Raw genomic sequence first — 14,266 nt, forward strand, 5'->3', positions numbered from 1 at the left:
ATTTATGAAGCTGATGGCAGAGATTCCGCAGCTGGTGCTGTTTTTTTACGCCCGGAATACAGGTAGACCGCCAGTCCTCCCATGACAAGAATCCCTCCGGTCCACTGCAGGCTGTTGAGCTTCTCCCCGAGCAGAAGAAAGGCCAGGATGCTGGCACCAACCGGCTCTCCGAGGATATTCATTGAGACTGTCGTAGCCGATACATACTGCAGCAGCCAGTTAAACAGGATATGGCCGAATACCGTAGGCACAATAGCCAGAAGTACAAAAATGCCCCACTCCTTAGGCGGATAATCAAAGAAAGGTATTCCGGCAGCCAGATTATACACGGCAAAAACAATGGAAGCAGAAATAAAAACGATCAGACTGTACAAATAAGACGGCATACGGGAGACCAGACGCTGGCCTACCATCATATGTACCGAAACAGCAACTGTACCGCCGACCGACAGCAGATCGCCCTTTATATTATCAGCTGACAGGCCGATGTCGCCCCAGCCGATGAATACCGTTCCGAATATGGCAATTCCCAGGCCGAGAATCGCTGCTTTTGTGCTTTTTTCCTTATACAGCACATATGAACCGAGCATGATGAACACCGGCTCCAGCGCCATAATCATGGTTGAACTTGCTACAGAGGTGAACTTGAGTGAGCCCATCCACAGCAGAAAATGCAGTGCCAGCATGAAACCGGAGAATCCGAGCAGAAGCCAGTCTTTCCTTTTAAGCGCGAAGGCTGCTCCGCTGTAAGGCCGGGCAAAGGGCAGCATCAGCAGTGAGGTGAACAGCAGCCGGTACATCCCCTGTACGGAGGCCGGGGCAGATGACCATTTGATAAAAATGGCGGAGAACGAAATGGCCACAATTCCGACCAGCATCAGCAGCGGAACCGGAACCGGAGGTTTTTTGATATTCACAGGGCAGCTTCCTTTCAGATCTAAAGACAAAATTACAAGCCATATTAGAGCTTATATCCTGGTTGCCCTTTCAGTCAACCCAAAAACCCGCCGGATATTCCAAGCGGGCTGTCCTTATTCATTCTGGCTGCTACGGCTTCAGTATTACCTTGATACAATCCTCTTCCTTCTCGCCAAACACCTGGTAGGCATGCTCCGCCCTGCTGATCGGAAGCCGGTGGGTAATAATATCAGTAGGATCGAACTTGCCATCTTTAATCATCTGGTAGAGAAGCGGCATGTAATGAATTACCGGGGCCTGGCCCATTTTGAGGGTGATGTTGCGCTCAAACAGATGTCCAAGCGGGAACATGTTATAGTTCAGGCCGTATACACCGACGAGCTGGATGGTGCCGAACTTGCGCACTACCTCCGAGGCAATCCGGAAAGCGCCGAGCGAACCGCCCTGAAGCATCAGCGCGGTCTCCACCTTTTCCACTACTGTCTTTTTGGCGTCAAGGCCGACACAGTCAATAACAACATCTGCTCCCCCGCGCGTGATTTCTTTCATATGCACTTCAAAGTCTTTAATCTCTTCAAAATTGAAAATTTCCACATTATTGGTCAGCTTGGCGTGATTCAGCCGGTATTGCACATGATCGACGGCAATGACCCGGGCAGCTCCCTTCATCCAGGCGAACTTCTGGGTCAGCAGACCGACCGGACCGCAGCCCAGTACAATTACCGTATCACCCGGTTTGACCCCTGCATGCTCAACGCCCCACCAGGCAGTCGGTACAATGTCAGACAGGAAAAGCAGCTTGTCATCCTCCATCTCCGCGTCCTCAGGAACCACAAACGGTCCAAAGTTGCCGTATGGTACCCGAAGCAGTTCCGCCTGCCCGCCAGCAAAACCGCCGTACGAATCGGAATAACCGAGCATACCGCCGGTATCCTTCGCATCATTCGCGTGATCACACTGGCTTTCCATCTCATGCTGGCAAAAGAAACATTGTCCGCAGGCTACATTAAACGGAATGATGACGCGGTCGCCCTTTTTAACCCTGGTCACCTCGGGTCCTATTTCCTCAACGATCCCCATAGGTTCATGTCCGATCACATAATCATCGTGCATGCCCGGAATTTCACCGTTATAAATATGCAGGTCAGAACCGCAGATTGCAGTCGAGGTGATCCGGACGATAATATCATCCTTCTTCTCCAGCTTGGCATCAGCTACATCCTTGACTTCCACTTTCTTCTTCCCTTGATACGTAACAGCTCTCATGATGAGGACCACTCCTTCGAAAGTAGAGTATAACAAAACCTATTATGTTATAACCCCAAATTCCCCCGGATTATGCCCTCGTCATAAAGTTTGTCCATGTTATAACGATCCGCTTTCCGTTCCGGCAGGCGGATACAGCAGCGGTGAATACATCATCAGGGCATGATTCTCGGCTACAGCTTCATCACCGGCTACTTCTCCGCTGCGGGTCAGCCTTCTGCGGCGGATACGGTTGCTGCGGATGTATCCGCCCCATGGCTCTAGACTGATGACATGATCCGCCTCATACACCTCATAGGTGTACAACGGCTCGTTATCACATCGCCATTCCCCGTGCAAAAACGTATCATCAAGACGCAGCTTCAGCTGATATGGATGATCTGTATTATTCGTTAGCTGCAGATCAAGATAATTATAGGCACAGGTGGCCCCGCTGCCAAACGGCTGGGTGCGCCGCTCATCCGGAAACACGTCGTAGCTGTGCCGGTGACGCTCCGTTACTGTCAAAGGGGTATGCAGCGCCATCCAGTAGATCAGATTGGACAGCTGGCATAAACCGCCGCCTGTTCCGGAGCGGAAACCGCCATAGAATAACACCATCCCGTCCACATACCCTTTGCGGCGGGTCGGCTTCCCGATACTCCGCCAATAGGAAAAGGTCTCACCCGGACGGATCAGCAGCCCGTCCAGCCTGCGGGCAGCGATCGTCAGGTTGGTGATTTTATTGTATTGCAGCTGCATGTCTACATTACGCAGCTTCCGCAGCAGAGGAGTCGAATGCTCTGCTGCCTTATATGTAAGTATATCTTTGCTGAAGGTCTTTGCCCTCTTGCCGGGACGGATCAGCCACTGCCAGTATCTTTTGCAGATGAAATACCGCTTACCGGCATACAAACGCAGCCTGGAACGGCGGATTGGCTTCATTGCCGACTTGATCTGGCTCATCAAAACCCGATCTCGTCCGCACGCTGCAGTCTGGCAAATCTTCCGCCGAGCACCCCGTTATGGTGCCGCACAATTTCCTCCCCGCTGAGATTACCGTTATCGAAGGTACTGTGCGCATCCTGTACCAGAATACTCCGGTAGCCCATGCTGTAAGCACGCCGGCAGGTGGTATCGAGACAGAATTCCGTCTGCATCCCGCAGATAACGAGCTCTGTAATACCCTGACGCTGAAGCTCCTCATGCAGTACAGTACGGTGAAACGCATCCCAGGTCGGCTTCTCCACAACCGTTTCCCCTTCGCGCGGCGTAATCCGGCTGCTGATCTCCCAGGTTGGCAGCCCCCGGGTATATTCCTCATCCTCTGTATGCTGGATATACACAACAGGAGCGCCAGCCGAACGGGCTTTGTCCAGCAGGGATACAATCCGGTCCATTACCTGCTCCCCGTCAAACAGACTCATTCCCGGATAAGAAAACATCGCTTCCTGTACATCAATAATCAGCAGTGCCTTAGTCATCTCTAAAATCCTCCCCAGTATGAAATAACTCTGATTCATATTCAAATCTATTCTATAACAAATTTTGCTATTAAACCTACTATATTCTTAGCATTTATTTCAGTGTAAAAGTTCAGCAAAAAGAGGCAGCTCCAATTATCATCAGATAATCACAGTTGCCTCTTTAATCAGTACCTGCTATTTTCCCCGTTTATTGTGCCAGATTAATGCGTGCAGCTGAGGCAGCACTCTTACCCGGTTCATGGCCGGATCGGCAATAACCAGATTGAACAGCCATTCCAGTCGTCCAAGCAGGCGGGCCGATATGTCTCCCGGTTCCGTCACATCATCATTACCAGGCTGAAGGAACAGCTGTACTCCCGGGTAACGCTGATGTACCGTTTTGGCATAGGCATAGTCTTCCTCATTGAATACCACTACCTTCAGGCTGTGTGTTCCTTTGCCTAGCACTTTCAGCTTCTCGAGAATACTGTCCAGCATCGCCCAGTCCGTCTTCATGCCTGAGCTTGGCGGTTTGGGACTGATCGTCAGCGTGTCAATCTCATAAAACCAGTCCTGCCAGCGGCTCCCCTGGGTTTCGATTGCTGCCTGGATGCCGCGTTCATGCAATAGATCAACAAATTGCCCCATGCTGTCACCGAGCAGTGCCGGATTGCCTCCTGAAATGGTCACGGAGTCAAAATTACTGCCGGCCAGGGCAAGCAGCTCATTCATGATCTCCTCCGGCTCCAGCATCCGTACGATATCCTTGGCAGAGCCGTCCCAGGTGAAGGCCGAATCGCACCAGCTGCAGCGGTAATCACAACCGTAAGTGCGCACAAACATCGTCTTTACGCCGATAACGGCGCCTTCACCCTGAATCGTCGGGCCGAAAATTTCAATTACCGGAATTTTACTCACAGTCACAGCCCCCGTGCATCCGGTAGGCCGGTCCGTCTTCCGGAATATCCGAAGCCAGCACTTCCGCCCAGGAGGTCGGTGTCTCCCACAGCTTCACCGCATACAGCGGCAGGTCTGCCAGCTTCAGCCGGTGGGCAATGTATGCAGACATGTTCTCTACTGTTGTACGGAAGCCGAGCAGCGCTACCTTGGAGCCGGTCTGTTTCAGGGTTTCCAGCACAGGCTCATTGCCCATCGCCAGAAAAGCATGATCCAGCCGGTCCACCAGCTGCTGCTGTACGGTCGCCTTAATATCGCTGAAATCAATGACAAAGCCTTCGTCCGAGTGGCCGGCTTCTGCAAGCGGCTTCCCTTTGAGCATAACCTCCAGCTTGTACGTATGCCCGTGCAGGTTGCTGCATTTGCCCTTGTGGCCAATCAGCTGATGTGCAGAGTCAAAGGTGAAAATTTTGCAGACTGTTACTTCGCCCAGCATTACAAATCACCCTGCTTTCTTTCCGCCACATATTGCTCCAGCCCGCGCTGGCGCAGCAGGCACGCCGGACAGGTACCGCAGCCGCTGCCGATGATGCCGTTATAGCAGGTCAGCGTATGCTCACGGACATAATCGAAGTGGCCGAGCTCATCGGCGAGCTTCCAGGTTTCTTTTTTATCCAGCCACATCAGCGGGGTATGAATGACAAACTCATAATCCATTGACAGGTTAAGCGTCACATTCAGTGATTTTACGAACACGTCACGGCAGTCCGGATATCCGCTGAAGTCGGTCTGGCATACGCCAGTAATAATATTCGCATAGCCCAGCTGCTTGGCCAGAATGGCGGCAAACGACAGGAACAGCAGGTTGCGTCCGTCCACGAATGTGCTCGGCAGCTCCCCGTCCTCCCCGGCTTCAATAGCTATATCATCGCGGGTGAGCGCGTTGGGTGCCAACTGATTCAGCAGTCCCAAATCGAGGATATGCTGCTTCACGCCGAAATTAGCGGCAATTTCCTTCGCAACTTCAATCTCGGCCGCATGGCGCTGGTTATAGTTAAACGTAACAACCTGCACTTCATCAAAATGTTTGAGCGCCCACACGAGGCAGGTAGTGCTGTCCTGGCCGCCGCTGAACACAACGAGTGCTTTTTTATTCATACGATTCATCTCTCCTCCCATGCCTTCCATCTAGCGGTTGTCCACCTTTTCAGGATACAGGTCATGATTCATCAGCCGGTGCTCGGCCATGGCCTCATACTTGGTTCCCGGACGCCCCCAGTTGCAGTAAGGATCAATGGAGATGCCGCCGCGCGGTGTGAACTTGCCCCACACTTCAATATAGCGCGGATTCATCAGGGAGATCAGGTCATTCATAATAATGTTGACACAGTCCTCATGAAAATCACCATGATTGCGGAAGCTGAACAGGTAGAGCTTAAGCGACTTGGATTCCACCATCTTGATATCGGGAATGTACGAAATGTACATCACGCCGAAATCCGGCTGCCCGGTTACAGGACACAGGCTGGTGAACTCCGGACAATTGAATTTGACAAAATAATCGCGGCCGGGATGCTTGTTATCGAACGCTTCCAGCACTTCCGGATCATATCCGAAATTATACTTGGTTCCCTGGTTGCCTAATAGGGTAACCTCCGGCATTTCCTCTTTCAGTCTGCCTTCTGACATGACAAAAAACCCCTCTCTTTTCCCCCGGCTTTCTGCCGGCAACAGGAAAGAAGAACGAGATTTCGAAAACTTGGCTCTACTAAATAGTTTTTTATAGAGGGAGTTTGCGAACCTCTCCTGTGCAGACGCACAGAATTCTTCTTATGCTTGTATTAGCGACTTGAACTATACCATGTTTCACGGCCTTCTGGCAAGCTTTACAGATGATCCAAAATAAGTGAACAGAGCATTCCAAGCGCGGTAGCCAAACCGGTCAGCGGCCCGCTGTCTTCATAGGCTTCGGGCATCATACTGGAAGACACCATGGCAATAATTCCTCCTCCGGCAAAAGAGGCAATCAGCGCTGTTGTATACCCGCCCGCATGATCCATAAACGCATAGCCTGCTCCAGAAGCTACAGTAGAAATAACCAGCACACTGAGCCACAGCAGGATTACTTTGCTTTTGCTGTATCCGTCCTGCTTGAGTCCGGCTGTACTGGACAGCCCTTCAGGAATATTGCTGATAAAAATGGCAATCACCAGCAGAAGGCTTACCCCTTTTCCCGAGATCAGGCTTGCCCCGATCATAATGGACTCAGGAACGGCATCCAGCACAGTTCCGGCAAATATCGCCAGTCCGCTTCCTCTTTGCGGCTTTGTGCTCTTCTCTGACCGGACCGAACGCTTCCGCCCTGATCCTCCCTTGCGTGAAATGTAAGAGTCAAACCCTGTAAACACGAGCGCACCGGCAATAAAACCGATGATCGTCGGAACCAGTCCGCCGTCATTTGCGGAATCATCCAGCAGCTCATAGGCGGCAGCGCCGATCAGCACGCCTGTCCCGAACGCCATAATGAAGCCGATCCACTTGGTTTGGATACGCAAGAACAGGGCTGCCAGCGCACCAATCAGCACCGCCGAACCGGATACCGCTCCCCATAACAGAGCATTCCACATCTGCTTCACCTTCTTTTGTCAGAAGAAATTGCGCTCTGCACGCATAGTCTTATTGTACACTTTTAATGCTTGCAGCAAACATTCCGGCCATTGACTGATGCCAGATTATAAGGGATGGATTCAATTGTACATAAAGGGGTAACTTAAAATATAATCTCCTATACAAGGATGGGATCAGCTTATGGAACAAGCGGTACAGCAGCTTCAAGAATGGCTAGCCTCAGAGGCGGGTAAAACAATTGTCATTGAAAAGCAAGAGCTTGAGGATGTGGACACGGTTCATTTCAGCCTGGAAAGCGTGGATTACCGGAGCTCCGAGGATGTGATTGACGATTATCTGGGCGATGCCCTTATACTACGAGGCACCGGTAACACTTTGAATGGAGACGGAGAACTTGTCCCCCTGCCGCAGCCAAGCTATGAACTGGCGGTCAGCGGACTGCAGGTGCATTCAGCGGAAGCAGATAAGGCTGAGCTGCAGACTGAGCGTGCCCGTTACACTATTACTATCGGTGAAGCTTAACCGGTGATAGTTAATTGCATTAAGCTTTAAACATCAGGTTCTATATTAAAAACAGGAGGCCACAGCACTAGTCTGCGGCCTCCTGTTCAGTCTTCCCCGATAATGCGTACTTCCGTCTCCAGCTCTACCCCGAATTTATCCTTTACCGCAGCGCGGACATGATGAATTAGCCCGATATAGTCGTTAGCCGTTGCATTATCCGCATTTACAATAAATCCGGCGTGTTTGCGGGATACCTCAGCCCCGCCGATCCGTACGCCCTGCAGTCCGCTTTCCTGAATCAGCTGCCCGGCGAACCGGCCCGGCGGACGCTTGAATACACTGCCGCAGGAAGGATATTCGAGCGGCTGCTTGGATTCCCTTAGATAGGTCAGCTCATCCATCTTCGCCTTGATGGCCGCAGGATCTCCCTGCCGCAGGGCAAAACGCGCCTCGAGCACGATATAATCCCCGCCTGCAAAAATACTGTGCCGGTAGCCAAACTCCAGCTCTTCGCCGCGTAGTATAACGAGCTCTCCGGCCTTGTTAACAGCCAGCGCACTGTGCAGCACATCCTTGACCTCGCCGCCGTAGGCACCGGCGTTCATATAAAGCGCGCCGCCTACTGTTCCGGGAATACCGCAGGCAAATTCCAGACCTGTCAGCTCCTGCTCCTGCGCATAGGCCGAGGCATCAATAATTTTGGCCCCGCACTGGGCTACCAGCAGCCCGTTCTCAATGGACATCTTATCCAAAACCGATGTATACAGTACGATTCCGCGTATGCCGCCGTCGCGTATAATGACGTTTGATCCGTTCCCCAGCACGGTTAACGGGATATTACGCTCACGGGCGTATGTAACCACCTTTTGTATTTCCTCATAGCTTGCAGGTACAGCCAGAATGTCGGCGATCCCGCCGATTTGTGTAAACACATAAGTTTTCAGCATTTCCCGGCTTCTTACCGTTCCGTCCGGAAGAAGCTGCTGCAAATCCTGTTCAACTTGGCTTATATTCATGTTTCATGCTCCTTTACAATCAATACATGAGCCGGCTATCAGCCTGAATTAATGGCATCCCCAACTGTAACAACGAACAGGCTCCCTTGTCAATGACGGGAGCCTGCTGCTGATGCTGCGTGTATCCAGTTTATGCGGCAATCCGGCGAATTATATCTAAGCCTGACCTGCAGAGGCAGTACTGCGGAATTCAGTCCGGCGTGCCGCCCGCTCTTCTTCCTTCAGCCGAGGACAGGTGTAGCAATAGCTTCCGCCTTCTGTCCGGTAATACAGGCAGCAGCGGTTGCGCATATTTACGGTCTTATCCGGATCAGCCAGCGATTCAATCTTGCGCACCTGAACGTGAAACGGATTTCTCTTCAAACCGAATAGTGCTGCCGGCATTTCTTCGCGCAGATACCGGTAATCTTCCTGCAAAGTCTCCAGTATGCCTGCGGGAACATCTCCGGAAGTAAAAACCTCCAGATAATAGTTGAACTTGGTGGGCAGCTGGCCCCAGATCTCTCCCCCGGCAAGCCCGGTGACGCTGGATAACACAGCCAGCAGCGGTGCGGCCGTATCCCTGTAAAACCGGGTCAGCTGTTCATTACGCCAGTCCGTGCGCTCCTTGGCGCCCGCAGGAGCCGGAGTGAATGACCATTCGTTCAGGGAGAAGGCTACACGCCAATATCCCTGAGCTGGTATGAGATGCACAGACAAGCCGGGCAGACTGACATCAGGACTGGCAGAATAAACAGAAAGGGCATATTGGACTGCAAGGGCCACATTACCGAAGGCACCGGCAAAGTAGGTGGCGGCCACCTTGTCATCCATCCCTTTGATAAGCGGCCTATAGCACTCGACAAAAGCGCTCATTCCCTTTTCATCTGCCATCTCAGCGGCATTAAAGGAATGCACTGTTCCTGCCGGAATGCCGGGATGCAGATCAAACTTGCTGCCAAAGTCCTGTATTTGCTCTTGCTGTGCATCGTTCATTACGTTTCCTCCTCTTTATGAGTATCCCTGGTTGATTACAATCCTGCGGCCTTATAAGCTGCCAGCTCATACGGCAGGCACAGCGGGACACCCGTACGCGGATCGGCAACGATGTCGCATTCAATGCCGAAGACCTTGCGGAGTACATCAGGCGTCATAACCTCGGACGGAGTCCCTTCGCTGACAACTGTACCGGCTTTGATCGCCACCATATGCTGCGCGTAGCGGGAAGCATGATTAAGATCATGCACCACCATAATGATCGTGCGGCCTTCTTCCTGGTTCAGCTTCTGCAGCAGCTGCAGCACTTCAAGCTGGTGGGCCATATCGAGGAACGTGGTCGGCTCGTCAAGGAACAGGATATCCGTCTGCTGGGCCAGAGCCATAGCGATCCAGGCGCGCTGGCGCTGCCCGCCCGACAGGCGGTCAATCGGACGGTCATGAAATTCCTCCATACCGGTCACCGTGATTGCATTAGCGATAATCTCACGGTCTTCGGGCGTCATTGTGCCAAAGCCCTTCTGATGCGGATACCGGCCGTAACCAACCAGCTCGGACACCGTCAGTCCGTCCGGAGCCGTCGGATTCTGCGGCAGGATCGCCAGCTGGCGGGCCACTTCCTTGGTGGACAGGGTATGGATTGATTTGCCGTCCAGCATCACACTTCCGCTCTTCGGCTTCATAATCCGCGCCATTGTTTTGAGGATTGTAGACTTTCCGGAGCCATTAGCTCCAACCAGCGCTGTAATTTTTCCTGTCGGCAGTGACAGGTTCAGACCTTTGACAATCGTTGCTTCGGCATACCCGATACTTAGCTGTTCTGTGTTTAAACGTTCTGACATAATCTCCACTCCTTAATAGTTATTCTATGTATGACTTCAGCGGCGTTAAGCACATGGGTCCGGGGTTTAAGTGACTGATATTGTTTATCACTCAACTGATAGTGGTTCTCAATTATCATTATCGCAAATATATGAAAGTTGTACAAGCATTCACAAAAAAAGGCTGCCCCCGTTGTAAACGGAAGCAGCCGCTTCATCATGTCACCTGACTATTTGTGCAAATGATAAGGAACTGTTGCTACTACGATATCCTTTTGGTTCATCAGATAAGAACGGATGAACAGGCTGGTCTGATTATGCAGGATGGCCTGCCACCAGTGCTTCGTAATAAATTGCGGAATCAGTACCGTGATATGGTCTGTTGAAGCGGTCTTCCACTCCACTGTATCAATAAACTTGACCAGCGGGCGGATGATGCTCCGGTACCGGGAACGGAGGACGATCAGGCGCACGCCAGGATTCCATTCCTCCCACTTCTGCTCCATTTTGTGAATCTCTTCTTCGTCAAAGCCTACATATACAGCTACCACATTGTCCGTCAGGGATTTGGCATAGCTGATGGAATGCAATACAGCACGGGTAACACCGGCTACAGGGACTACTACTGTACTGCCCTTAATGCAAGGCTTGTCGGTCGAAGGGCAGATCCGCAGCTGGTCAGCGGTATTAAGATAATGGCGGTGAATCCGGTGGAATACCAGCATTACAACCGGCAGGAAGATAAAGGCCATCCATACGCTGGAGAACTTCGTAATAATAAAGATCAGCGTAATGGTGAGCGTGGTCAGCATACCGACCGTATTCACAGCAAACTTGCTCTGCCAGCCCTTCGGTCTGGTTTTGTACCAGTGCACCATCATTCCAAGCTGGGATAAGGTGAACGGGATAAACACACCGACAGCATACAGCGGGATCAGTCCTTCCGTATTCCCGTGAAATGCAGCTACCAGCACTGCCGACAGCACTCCGAGGAAAATAATACCGTTAGAAAAACCCAGCCGGTCTCCGCGGACCATGAAGGCATGTGGCAAATATTTATCTTTGGCAAACATAAAAGCGAGCAGCGGGAACGCCGAGTAGGCAGTATTTGCTGCAAGGAACAGGATGACAGCTGTGATCCCTTGAATGAAGAAGTACAAACCGCCGCGGCCAAAGGTCGACTCGGCAATTTGGGAAACTACTGTGGCTTTTTCATCCGGGGTAACACCGTACCAGTAAGCCAGCAGAGTAATGCCTGTAAACATTACACCAAGGATCAATCCCATCATCATCAGGGTTTTGGCGGCATTTTTTTCCGCAGGAGCCTTGAAGTTAGGAATGGCATTAGATACCGCCTCTACCCCGGTCAAGGCCGAACAGCCGGAGCTGAACGCCTTCAGCAGCAGGAACAGGCTGACATTGGATACTGCCGAGCCAATTTCAGGTACACTGGCATGGGCCCCGCCTGTCAGGTATTTGAACACCCCTGCAACTATCAGGAAAAAGATCGAGCCAACGAACAAATATACCGGGATTGCGATAAAAGAAGCAGACTCCGTAACCCCGCGCAAATTGACAATAGTAAGCAATATAATGACGGACACTGCAATAAGCACCGAATGATCATGTAAACTTGGAAAAGCCGACGTAATCGCGTCCGTGCCCGCCGAGGCGCTAACCGCAACGGTAAGAATGTAATCAACCAATAAAGATCCGCCGGCTAACAGGCCGGTAGGAACGCCCAGATTGCTTTTGGCTACGATGTAGGCCCCTCCGCCTTGCGGATAGGCAAAGATCGTCTGCCGGTAGGACAAAATGAGTATGGCCAGCAGGCCCAATACGGCAAGCGCGATTGGCAGTGAGTACCAGATGGCAGTAAAGCCTGCAGCCACAAGTACCAGGAGAATTTGTTCCGTTCCGTAGGCTACAGACGAGAGCGCATCAGAAGACAGGACAGCCAGTGCTTTCACCTTGGATAACTTTTCATGATCGAGTTCGTTCGACTTCATCGGACGTCCGATCAATAGTCGTTTTACCTTGCTTACCATTGTTGTAACAGTTCCTCTCTTTGTTAGTTGAACCGGTTATACCGTGCGCTGTTTTCATCGTTTTCATAGGTGGATTTTCATAAATGCAGGCACAAAAATAAGCATACGGAAATGATCCGCATGCCATGAGCATGGTCATTATCCCACCTTTGCTTACGAGGTTAGCTGGCGGATTCGGACTGTGGAAAGCCCTACGGTTACAGCCTTTTTGGCCTGTTTCCGATTCACCCCGTCGGCCGTGCGGCCGAGTTTGGTTCCCCCGATTTCCCTGCGGAAAATTCAGCGCGTATTCAACTTCTCACAAGGCTTAATGATAGTCTACAAAGCATTCCCAGTAAAGCAGTGAAACAAATGAAAAAGGAATGAAAAAACATCCAAAACACGCAATTCCATGATAAGGGATAAGTTGATCTTTCATTCTCTTGCATTATCCCTCTGTACCGTGGTTTTAGCGTGTTTTGGATGTTAATTGTGACAAAAAAATCAGGATTTTTTGATGCTCGGAATTTCGCCTGCCTGCTGCCTATTCCCCGTCTGTATCTTTACGTCCTGTCCACAATAAAACTGTAATCAGGGTAAACGCCGTAAGGGCCATCAATGGAATAGTAATGAAGCCTAAAAGATTAATATAATCCTGATTGCAGGGAACGCCAACTGTACATGGAAGCACCTTGCTCAGCGCAGGAATCTTCTGCTCAGCATAGTGGTAAATGGAGATGCTTCCGCCGATAATGCTTAACGGCAGGACGTAGGGAATAATCTTTTTATCCCCGCGGTACGTGGCAATTCCCAGCAGAAACAGCTGAGGATACATGAAGATGCGCTGGAACCAGCACAGTTTGCATGGCTCGTATTTCAGCACTTCGCTCAGGTAGAGACTGCCTGCAACAGCAACGATCGACACAAACCAGGCCAGATACAGACAATGGCGCCGGCAGAAGGCGGTGAACTTCATCACTCGGCAACCACCGCTTCGGAAGCGGCCTGAATCTGAGCGTCAATAGCCTCCATGTTGAATGGCTCGTCGACCATTACCCCATTCACAAAGAGGGTAGGAGTCGAAGAAACGCCGGAAGCCGAGGCTAGCTGAATCTCACTTTCCAGCTGGCTGTTATAGGTCTTGTCTTTAATGTCTTTGCGGAGCAGATCATAATCGATTGGCAGCTCCTCTTTCTGCGCCAATTCAACCAGGAAGTCCTCAGTCGCCCACACCTTATTCTCATCACCCTGGTTGGCATAAATAGCATCGTAGTATGTCCAGAATGCATCGCTGTTCTGATGGTAGACAGACAAGGCTGCAAGAGCAGCAGTTTTGGAGTCATCCCCGATAAAGGCCAGATTTGCAAAATATAACGCGGCCTTATCCTGATTTACATAATCCTGTACAATCTGCGGCTTAATGGCACCTGCGAACTGGGCGCAAGCCGGACATTTGTAGTCGCCGAATTCGACGATTTTGACAGGTGCATCCTCACTGCCAAGTCTAGTCATTTCACTGTAGTTGAATTCAACCGGTTCGGCTGAAGTTCCTGTTGATGAGTCTCTTGCGGCCAGCATAAATAATCCCACAAAAATAATGACAACCAGGGCGATCGTCGCAACAATCACTATCAATGTTTTCTTCTTCTGCTGTTCCATTTGCGCTACAAGCTTCTCATTTTTACTATTCTGGGGAAGAGCAGCGCTTTTACGTTTATTTTTGCCCAAGTGAGAGTTCCTTTCTGTCCTGCGGGACAATAAATTTAAAT

General features: G+C 51.1%; 16 protein-coding genes and 2 riboswitches. Of the genes, 1 reads left to right on the forward strand and 15 read right to left on the reverse strand.

Annotated features, from left to right (window positions below):
• Positions 1–2 precede the first annotated feature (2 nt).
• The 9 genes from AC4G46_RS17610 to AC4G46_RS17650 all read right to left on the reverse strand — a co-directional run bounded on the left by AC4G46_RS17610 (position 3) and on the right by AC4G46_RS17650 (position 7,153).
• A complete protein-coding gene (locus AC4G46_RS17610) occupies positions 3–917 on the reverse strand; it encodes a DMT family transporter (protein ID WP_491123874.1) in 915 nt (304 codons plus the stop codon).
• A 130-nt stretch (positions 918–1,047) separates the two neighbouring features.
• Positions 1,048–2,184, reverse strand: a complete 1,137-nt coding sequence (locus tag AC4G46_RS17615; protein WP_491123875.1) for a zinc-dependent alcohol dehydrogenase — start codon at positions 2,182–2,184, stop codon at positions 1,048–1,050.
• Between the two features lie 99 nt (positions 2,185–2,283).
• On the reverse strand, positions 2,284–3,129 hold the full coding sequence (locus AC4G46_RS17620) for a VanW family protein (RefSeq protein WP_491123876.1): 846 nt from the start codon (positions 3,127–3,129) through the stop codon (positions 2,284–2,286).
• Positions 3,129–3,647, reverse strand: coding sequence for a cysteine hydrolase family protein (locus AC4G46_RS17625; protein ID WP_491123877.1), 519 nt, complete (start codon positions 3,645–3,647; stop codon positions 3,129–3,131). Before AC4G46_RS17625 ends, AC4G46_RS17620 begins: the two co-directional genes overlap by 1 nt.
• A 177-nt stretch (positions 3,648–3,824) precedes the next feature.
• Entirely contained in the window at positions 3,825–4,547 is a 723-nt protein-coding gene (gene queE / locus AC4G46_RS17630; protein ID WP_491123878.1) for a 7-carboxy-7-deazaguanine synthase QueE, read from the reverse strand.
• On the reverse strand, positions 4,540–5,022 hold the full coding sequence (locus AC4G46_RS17635; RefSeq protein ID WP_491123879.1) for a 6-pyruvoyl trahydropterin synthase family protein: 483 nt from the start codon (positions 5,020–5,022) through the stop codon (positions 4,540–4,542). Before AC4G46_RS17635 ends, queE begins: the two co-directional genes overlap by 8 nt.
• Positions 5,022–5,684: a 7-cyano-7-deazaguanine synthase QueC gene (gene queC / locus AC4G46_RS17640; protein ID WP_491123880.1), complete on the reverse strand. Its 663-nt coding sequence runs from the start codon at positions 5,682–5,684 to the stop codon at positions 5,022–5,024. Before queC ends, AC4G46_RS17635 begins: the two co-directional genes overlap by 1 nt.
• Before the next feature lie 30 nt (positions 5,685–5,714).
• On the reverse strand, positions 5,715–6,215 hold the full coding sequence (gene queF, locus AC4G46_RS17645; protein ID WP_039873634.1) for a preQ(1) synthase: 501 nt from the start codon (positions 6,213–6,215) through the stop codon (positions 5,715–5,717).
• A 77-nt stretch (positions 6,216–6,292) separates the two neighbouring features.
• Positions 6,293–6,336, reverse strand: a riboswitch (PreQ1 riboswitch).
• A 76-nt stretch (positions 6,337–6,412) separates the two neighbouring features.
• Positions 6,413–7,153, reverse strand: a complete 741-nt coding sequence (locus tag AC4G46_RS17650) for a ZIP family metal transporter (protein ID WP_491123881.1) — start codon at positions 7,151–7,153, stop codon at positions 6,413–6,415.
• 181 nt (positions 7,154–7,334) lie between these two features.
• On the opposite strand from AC4G46_RS17650, the gene ymzB reads away from it, so the two are divergent.
• A complete protein-coding gene (gene ymzB / locus AC4G46_RS17655) occupies positions 7,335–7,676 on the forward strand; it encodes a protein YmzB (RefSeq protein ID WP_491123882.1) in 342 nt (113 codons plus the stop codon).
• 86 nt (positions 7,677–7,762) lie between these two features.
• Here the strand turns inward: ymzB and murB are convergent, their stop codons facing one another.
• From murB to AC4G46_RS17685, 6 genes are all read right to left on the reverse strand, one after another.
• The gene (gene murB, locus AC4G46_RS17660) at positions 7,763–8,674 is read right to left on the reverse strand and encodes a UDP-N-acetylmuramate dehydrogenase (protein ID WP_491123883.1); all 912 of its coding nucleotides are present in this window, start codon (positions 8,672–8,674) and stop codon (positions 7,763–7,765) included.
• Between the two features lie 156 nt (positions 8,675–8,830).
• A complete protein-coding gene (locus AC4G46_RS17665) occupies positions 8,831–9,649 on the reverse strand; it encodes a (2Fe-2S)-binding protein (RefSeq protein ID WP_491123884.1) in 819 nt (272 codons plus the stop codon).
• A gap of 35 nt (positions 9,650–9,684) precedes the next feature.
• Positions 9,685–10,491, reverse strand: coding sequence for an ABC transporter ATP-binding protein (locus AC4G46_RS17670; protein WP_068725166.1), 807 nt, complete (start codon positions 10,489–10,491; stop codon positions 9,685–9,687).
• A 209-nt stretch (positions 10,492–10,700) separates the two neighbouring features.
• Entirely contained in the window at positions 10,701–12,518 is a 1,818-nt protein-coding gene (locus AC4G46_RS17675) for an APC family permease (RefSeq protein WP_491123885.1), read from the reverse strand.
• 135 nt (positions 12,519–12,653) lie between these two features.
• Positions 12,654–12,813: riboswitch (cyclic di-AMP (ydaO/yuaA leader) on the reverse strand.
• Positions 12,814–13,041: 228 nt separating this feature from the next.
• The gene (locus tag AC4G46_RS17680; RefSeq protein ID WP_491128912.1) at positions 13,042–13,473 is read right to left on the reverse strand and encodes a disulfide oxidoreductase; all 432 of its coding nucleotides are present in this window, start codon (positions 13,471–13,473) and stop codon (positions 13,042–13,044) included.
• A complete protein-coding gene (locus AC4G46_RS17685; RefSeq protein WP_491123886.1) occupies positions 13,473–14,225 on the reverse strand; it encodes a DsbA family protein in 753 nt (250 codons plus the stop codon). Before AC4G46_RS17685 ends, AC4G46_RS17680 begins: the two co-directional genes overlap by 1 nt.
• Between the last annotated feature and the right edge of the window lie 41 nt (positions 14,226–14,266).

The organism is Paenibacillus sp. fava2 (assembly GCF_058313675.1).

Bases quoted from the DNA above. Each gene is read 5' to 3' on its own strand.
- AC4G46_RS17615 (WP_491123875.1), bottom strand. From the start codon at position 2,184: ATGAGAGCTGTTACGTATCAAGGGAAGAAGAAAGTGGAAGTCAAGGAT.
- AC4G46_RS17620 (WP_491123876.1), bottom strand. From the start codon at position 3,129: ATGAGCCAGATCAAGTCGGCAATGAAGCCAATCCGCCGTTCCAGGCTG.
- AC4G46_RS17625 (WP_491123877.1), bottom strand. From the start codon at position 3,647: ATGACTAAGGCACTGCTGATTATTGATGTACAGGAAGCGATGTTTTCT.
- AC4G46_RS17635 (WP_491123879.1), bottom strand. From the start codon at position 5,022: ATGCTGGGCGAAGTAACAGTCTGCAAAATTTTCACCTTTGACTCTGCA.
- queC (WP_491123880.1), bottom strand. From the start codon at position 5,684: ATGAATAAAAAAGCACTCGTTGTGTTCAGCGGCGGCCAGGACAGCACT.
- queF (WP_039873634.1), bottom strand. From the start codon at position 6,215: ATGTCAGAAGGCAGACTGAAAGAGGAAATGCCGGAGGTTACCCTATTA.
- AC4G46_RS17650 (WP_491123881.1), bottom strand. From the start codon at position 7,153: ATGTGGAATGCTCTGTTATGGGGAGCGGTATCCGGTTCGGCGGTGCTG.
- ymzB (WP_491123882.1), top strand. From the start codon at position 7,335: ATGGAACAAGCGGTACAGCAGCTTCAAGAATGGCTAGCCTCAGAGGCG.
- murB (WP_491123883.1), bottom strand. From the start codon at position 8,674: ATGAATATAAGCCAAGTTGAACAGGATTTGCAGCAGCTTCTTCCGGAC.
- AC4G46_RS17665 (WP_491123884.1), bottom strand. From the start codon at position 9,649: ATGAACGATGCACAGCAAGAGCAAATACAGGACTTTGGCAGCAAGTTT.
- AC4G46_RS17670 (WP_068725166.1), bottom strand. From the start codon at position 10,491: ATGTCAGAACGTTTAAACACAGAACAGCTAAGTATCGGGTATGCCGAA.
- AC4G46_RS17675 (WP_491123885.1), bottom strand. From the start codon at position 12,518: ATGGTAAGCAAGGTAAAACGACTATTGATCGGACGTCCGATGAAGTCG.
- AC4G46_RS17680 (WP_491128912.1), bottom strand. From the start codon at position 13,473: ATGAAGTTCACCGCCTTCTGCCGGCGCCATTGTCTGTATCTGGCCTGG.